Raw genomic sequence first — 5500 nt, 5'->3', positions numbered from 1 at the left:
CCCACAACCACACCGCGCCCCCCGCCGCGCGCTGATGAGTATAAAAAACGCCGCCCCACCCCCCCCGAGCACCGCCACCAGGGAAAACTGCACCGCCACTTCAGCCAGCACCAGCACGCCGCCCACCAGCAATGCCAGGGCAATACCGAACAGGCCGCCGACCACCGAGAGCATCACCGCCTCGGTGAGGAACTGGCGCAGGATGTCGCGCTGGCGCGCCCCGGTCGCCATGCGGATGCCGATTTCACGGGTGCGTTCGCGCACGGTCATCAACATGATATTCATCACGCCGATGCCGCCCACCAGCAGGGAGATCGCCGCAATCGAGCCGAGCATCAGCGACAGGGTGTTCTGGGTGCGGGCTTCGGCCTGAATCATCGCGGCATTGTTGGTCAGCTCGTAGTCGCGCTTGCCGTTGTGCAGCTTCAGCATCAACTGGTCGATGGCGCGTTCGGCTTCATGCACCTTGCGTGCATCGGTGGTGGCAATCGCCACGTATTCGGGGTTGTAGCTGCCGAACAGGCGGACACTGGCGGCGCTGTAGGGAATGGCGACACGGTCGTCACTGTCCTTGTTGCCGGAGCTTGAGCCTTTTTCCGCGAGCACGCCGACCACCTGGAAGGGTACGTTCTCGATCAGGATGTACTGGCCGATAGGGTTGGCCACGTCCTTGAACAATTTTTGGCGGATGCGCGCGCCGATCACGGCGACCGTGGCGGCGGCGCGTTCGTCGGCCTCGGTGAAGTAGCTGCCCTCGACCACCGGCCAGTTGAAGATCTCCGGGAAGTTGGTGTCGTTGCCCCCCACGTAAGCCATGTAGTCGACGTTGCCGAAGCGCACTCCCGCGTCGGTGCCGTTGACCGGCATGATGCGCTTGACCTGAGGCAGCGTCGCCAGGGCCGCGACATCGTTGAGGGACACGATACCCAGCGGCGTACGCGGGTTGGGCGAAGATCCGCTGAGGTAGATGATATTGGAGCCGAATGCGCCCATCTGCGCCATGACCTGGCGCTTGCTGCCTTCGCCCACTGCCAGCATCACCACCACCGACGCGACGCCGATGATGATGCCCAACAGCGTCAGCGCCGTGCGAAAACGGTTGATCCACATCACCCGCCAGGCGGCCTGCACGGCATCCAGCAATTCGGCTTTCCAGGCACCATTGTGCTCGGCGCCGTCGACCAGGCGTTGGCGCAGGTCCACGGCGTGCAAGGCGCCGGCCGCCACGCTGGGTGTGGCCGCGCGGGTGTCAGCCGAATCGCTGATGATCTGGCCGTCGCGAATCTCGATGATGCGGTTGGCTCGCGCCGCCACTTCACGGTCGTGGGTAATCAGAATGACCACATGGCCCTGGCTCGCCAGTTCGTCGAGCAAGGCCATGACCTCGGCGCCGCTATGGCTGTCGAGGGCGCCGGTGGGTTCGTCGGCGAGGATGATATGGCCGCCGTTCATCAGGGCGCGGGCGATGGACACCCGTTGCTGTTGCCCACCCGACAGCTGGTGCGGCCGATTGCCGGTGCGCTCGGCCAGGCCCAGGCGGGTGAGCAGGGCGCTGGCGCGGGCATGGCGTTCGGCGGCGCTGATGCCGGCATAGATCGCCGGCATCTCGACGTTTTCCTGGGCGGAGCCTGAGGGAATCAAGTGGTAGCCCTGAAACACAAAACCGAAGGCTTCGCGGCGTAGCCAGGCCAGTTCGTCGCTGCCCAGGTGGGCGACGTTTTCCCCGGCGAACAGGTAGTCGCCCTCGGTGGGGCGGTCGAGGCAGCCGAGGATGTTCATCAGCGTCGATTTACCCGAGCCCGAGGCGCCGACAATGGCGACGAACTCGCCGGCATGGATCGACAGGTCAATACCGCGCAACACATCGACCTGCGGGCTGTCGCCGCCGCCGTAGGATTTGCGGATGCCTTTGAGTTCAATCAGGGGCGTGGTCATTTCAGCCCCCATGGCTATCAACCGGGCCGATCAACAGGTGGTCGCCCTCGCTCAACCCCTCGAGCACTTCCACCCGCAGGCGGTCGCTGATGCCCAGGCGTACTTCACGGTCTTCGATGGCTCCGTTTTTGGCGACCACCCGGGCGATTTGCACTGCGGAACCGGGCACGCTTTGCAAAGCGGCGACGGGTACGGTGAGGGCGTCCTTGACCTGGCTGGCGACGAAAAAGACCTGGGTGGTCATCTCGGCCATCAGCGCGTTGTCGGCGTTGTCCACGTCCAGCAGCACCGTGTACAGCACCACTCGGCCAGTGCCGCTCTTGCTGGTGCTGCTCGGGCTGCCGCTGCCCTGGGTTTCGTTCAAGGGTTTGGGCGGGATCGGCAGGATCTGGCGCACGGTGCTGGTCCAGCGCCGGCTGCCACCGCTCAGAGTGGTGAAATACGCGCTCATGCCGGGTTTGACATGGCCGATGTCGGCTTCGGAGACTTCCGCCCACACCGTCATGGGCGACAGCTTGGCGATGCGCAGGATCAGCGGCGTTTGCTGTTGCGCGTTGAGGGTCTGGCCGACGCGTGCATCCACGGCCACCACGGTACCGGTCATTGGCGCGTAGATGCGCGTGTAGCCCAACTCGGCTTCATCGCTGCGCAGGCTGGCCTGGGCCTGGCGGATCTGTGCCTGGAACATCTGCACCCGCGCCTGGGTCGCGCTGAGTTCCGCCTTGGCGGTCTGCACGTCTTCCTCGCGGGTGGCGTTGCCGGCACTCAGGCGCTGCTGACGCTGGTACTTCTGATGGGCCAGTTGGTGCTGGGCTTTCTGCTCCTGCAACTGAGCCTGCAGGTTTTCGATGGCATAGCGGCTGGCGTCGAGCTTGGCTTTTTGCGTGGCGGGGTCGATCTCCACCAGCAATTGGCCCTCTTGGACCTGGTCACCGGCCTCGACGTGGATCTTGCGGATCTGCCCGGAGGCTTGGGCGCCGACGTCTACGTAACGTCGCGGTTGCAGGGTGCCCAGGGCGGTGACGCTGTTTTCGATGTCGGCGCGGGTCACGGTGACGGTGGCCAGGGCGTCGCGGCCCGGCGTCAGGCCCTGCCAGGTGGCAAACGCAACGATGGGAATCAGGCACGCCACCACAAGCAGGGCGCGTCGGGCAGGTCGAGGGCGTTTCATGGGTAGCTTCCAGCCAGGAAAGTTCGGGGCGCAGTCGCGCAGAGCTGACAGGTAAACGAGGAAAATGCCCCGGAATTTAGGCTGTTACATAAGTAGTTACAGCGCGAATTGCGAAAAAAACCGACCGCTGATGAGAGAGTTCTTTAAAAGTAGATGAGAATTACTATAAATTGCACACACTCAAACTGCCATCATCGGTGATGGCAAAACCGCCAATGATTGCGGGCGCATCCAGGTAAGGGGATGCGCTCTTGGGTTTTTCGCGAGCAAGCTCGCTCCTACAGGGGGCTGGGTGTCGTTTGTACCAAGGCCGTGGGTCAGGAGTCATGTTGGAAAACTACTATCGCGAGCTGGTGTGTTTCCTCAACGCCAAGCTGGGCAATCGTCAGGTGGCCGAAGATGTGGTGCATGACGCTTATGTGCGGGTGCTCGAGCGCGCAAGCGACACCCCGATCGAACAGCCCCGCGCTTTTCTGTACCGCACCGCCTTGAACCTGGTGATCGACGGCCATCGGCGTAATGCCTTGCGTCAGTCCGAGCCTCTTGAGGTGCTGGACAGCGAAGAGCGCTTCGCCGCCTGTTCCCCCCACGCCAGCCACCACCAGGGCCAGCGCCTGGAGATGCTCGAGCGCGCCTTGGCCGAGCTGCCGGCGGCCTGTCGCGACAGTTTCCTGTTGCGCAAACTCGAAGGCCTGTCCCATCTGCAAATCGCTGAACGCCTGAACATTTCCCGCAGCCTGGTGGAAAAACACATCGTCAACGCGATGAAGCACTGCCGGGTGCGCATGCGCGAGTGGGAAGCGCACTGATCGGCTGTTGGTTAAATTTTATTTCACTGTCCTCGTTTCCTATCAACACACGGCCTGTTGTTCAGGCCATGAAGGTATTCCCGCCCCACCGCCATGGGGCTTATCCAGAGGACACTGGAATGACACAGGCAATTGCTTCGCCCGCGGTTCATGACCTGATCGGGATCGGTTTCGGCCCTTCGAACCTGGCGCTGGCCATCGCCCTGCAGGAGCGTGAAAAGGCCCAGGGCAAGCTGGACGTGCTGTTTCTCGACAAACAAGCCGACTACCGCTGGCACGGCAATACCCTGGTGACCCAGAGTGAACTGCAGATTTCCTTCCTCAAGGATTTGGTGACCCTGCGCAACCCCACCAGCCCGTACTCCTTCGTCAACTACCTCAAGGCCCACGACCGCCTGGTGGACTTCATCAACCTGGGCACCTTTTACCCTTGCCGCATGGAGTACAACGACTACCTGCGCTGGGTGGCGGGGCAGTTCCAGGCCCAGGCCAACTACGGCGAGGAAGTGCTGGCCATCGAGCCGATCCTGCATCAGCAACAGGTCGAGGCGTTGCGCGTGATCTCCCGTGATGCCCAGGGCGAGCAGCATGTGCGCACCACCCGTTCGGTGGTGGTCAGCGCCGGCGGCACACCGCGCATCCCCGAGGCATTCAAGGCGCTCAAGGGCGATAGCCGGGTGTTTCACCATTCCCAGTACCTGGAGCGCATGGCCAGCCAGCCGTGCGTAGACGGCAAGCCGATGCGCATCGCCGTGATCGGCGGCGGCCAGAGCGCGGCAGAAGCTTTTATCGACCTCAATGACAGCTTCCCGTCGGTGCAGGTCGACATGATCCTGCGCGGTTCGGCGCTCAAACCGGCCGACGACAGCCCGTTCGTCAACGAAGTGTTCTCGCCGGCCTTTACTGACCTGGTGTTCCAGCAAGTCGGTGCCGAGCGTGAGCGTTTGGTCGCCGAATACCAGAACACCAACTACTCGGTAGTGGACCTGGACCTGATCGAGCGAATCTACGGGATTTTCTACCGCCAGAAAGTCTCCGGCATCGCCCGCCAGGCGTTTCGCACCCTGACCGTAGTGGAGAAGGCCACCCCAGGCCCGCTGGGTATCGAACTGGCCCTGCGCAATAGCGCCACCGGCGAAACCAGCCTCAACCATTACGACGCGGTAATCCTGGCCACCGGCTACGAGCGCCAGATGCACCGTGAACTGCTGGCGCCGCTGCAAGCCTACATGGGCGACTTCGAAGTGGCCCGCGACTACCGCATCGTCACCGACGAGCGCTGCAAGGCTGGCATCTACATCCAGGGCTTCAGCCAGGCCAGCCATGGCTTGAGCGATACCTTGCTGTCGGTGTTGCCGATTCGGGCGGATGAGATTGCGGCGTCGTTGTATGCGCTGGACCATCACCGTGGCAAGGCGCGTTCAGTGCAGGACTTGCTGCTGGCAACCGCCAGCTGACCGATCCCCTTATTGTGGCGAGGGAGGTTGGGACCCCTCGGGGGCGGGGCGCCCCCCAGCGTTTGGGGGCGCGTCGCCCGCCCACCGGGGGCGGCGCCCCCGCCCCACGAGAGCGCCCCCCCACACAC

Annotated in this window: 4 protein-coding genes; 2 read left to right on the top strand and 2 right to left on the bottom strand. The window is 63.5% G+C overall.

Features of this window, described 5'->3' with window-relative positions; all coding sequences use genetic code 11:
• Together GIW79_RS29185 and GIW79_RS29180 are read right to left on the bottom strand one after the other, a co-directional pair.
• Positions 1-1935: ABC transporter permease (locus GIW79_RS29185; protein WP_236477471.1), on the bottom strand; the 1935-nt coding region annotated here is incomplete at its 3' end.
• 1 nt (position 1936) lies between these two features.
• The gene (locus tag GIW79_RS29180; RefSeq protein WP_236455806.1) at positions 1937-3106 is read right to left on the bottom strand and encodes an efflux RND transporter periplasmic adaptor subunit; all 1170 of its coding nucleotides are present in this window, start codon (positions 3104-3106) and stop codon (positions 1937-1939) included.
• A gap of 326 nt (positions 3107-3432) precedes the next feature.
• Here GIW79_RS29180 and GIW79_RS29175 point away from each other — a divergent pair, with 326 nt between their 5' ends.
• Positions 3433-3915: a sigma-70 family RNA polymerase sigma factor gene (locus tag GIW79_RS29175; RefSeq protein ID WP_329605986.1), complete on the top strand. Its 483-nt coding sequence runs from the start codon at positions 3433-3435 to the stop codon at positions 3913-3915.
• 119 nt (positions 3916-4034) lie between these two features.
• Positions 4035-5372, top strand: coding sequence for a lysine N(6)-hydroxylase/L-ornithine N(5)-oxygenase family protein (locus GIW79_RS29170; RefSeq protein ID WP_054897439.1), 1338 nt, complete (start codon positions 4035-4037; stop codon positions 5370-5372).
• Positions 5373-5500: the final 128 nt, after the last annotated feature.

This window comes from Pseudomonas sp. PA-7-1E (assembly GCF_021605325.1).
GTDB lineage: Bacteria > Pseudomonadota > Gammaproteobacteria > Pseudomonadales > Pseudomonadaceae > Aquipseudomonas > Aquipseudomonas fluorescens_BV.
Note: the sequence above shows the minus strand (reverse complement) of the source record. Positions and strands in the feature narration are given on the sequence as shown.

Bases quoted from the DNA above. Each gene is read 5' to 3' on its own strand.
- GIW79_RS29170 (WP_054897439.1), top strand. From the start codon at position 4,035: ATGACACAGGCAATTGCTTCGCCCGCGGTTCATGACCTGATCGGGATC.
- GIW79_RS29180 (WP_236455806.1), bottom strand. From the start codon at position 3,106: ATGAAACGCCCTCGACCTGCCCGACGCGCCCTGCTTGTGGTGGCGTGC.
- GIW79_RS29175 (WP_329605986.1), top strand. From the start codon at position 3,433: ATGTTGGAAAACTACTATCGCGAGCTGGTGTGTTTCCTCAACGCCAAG.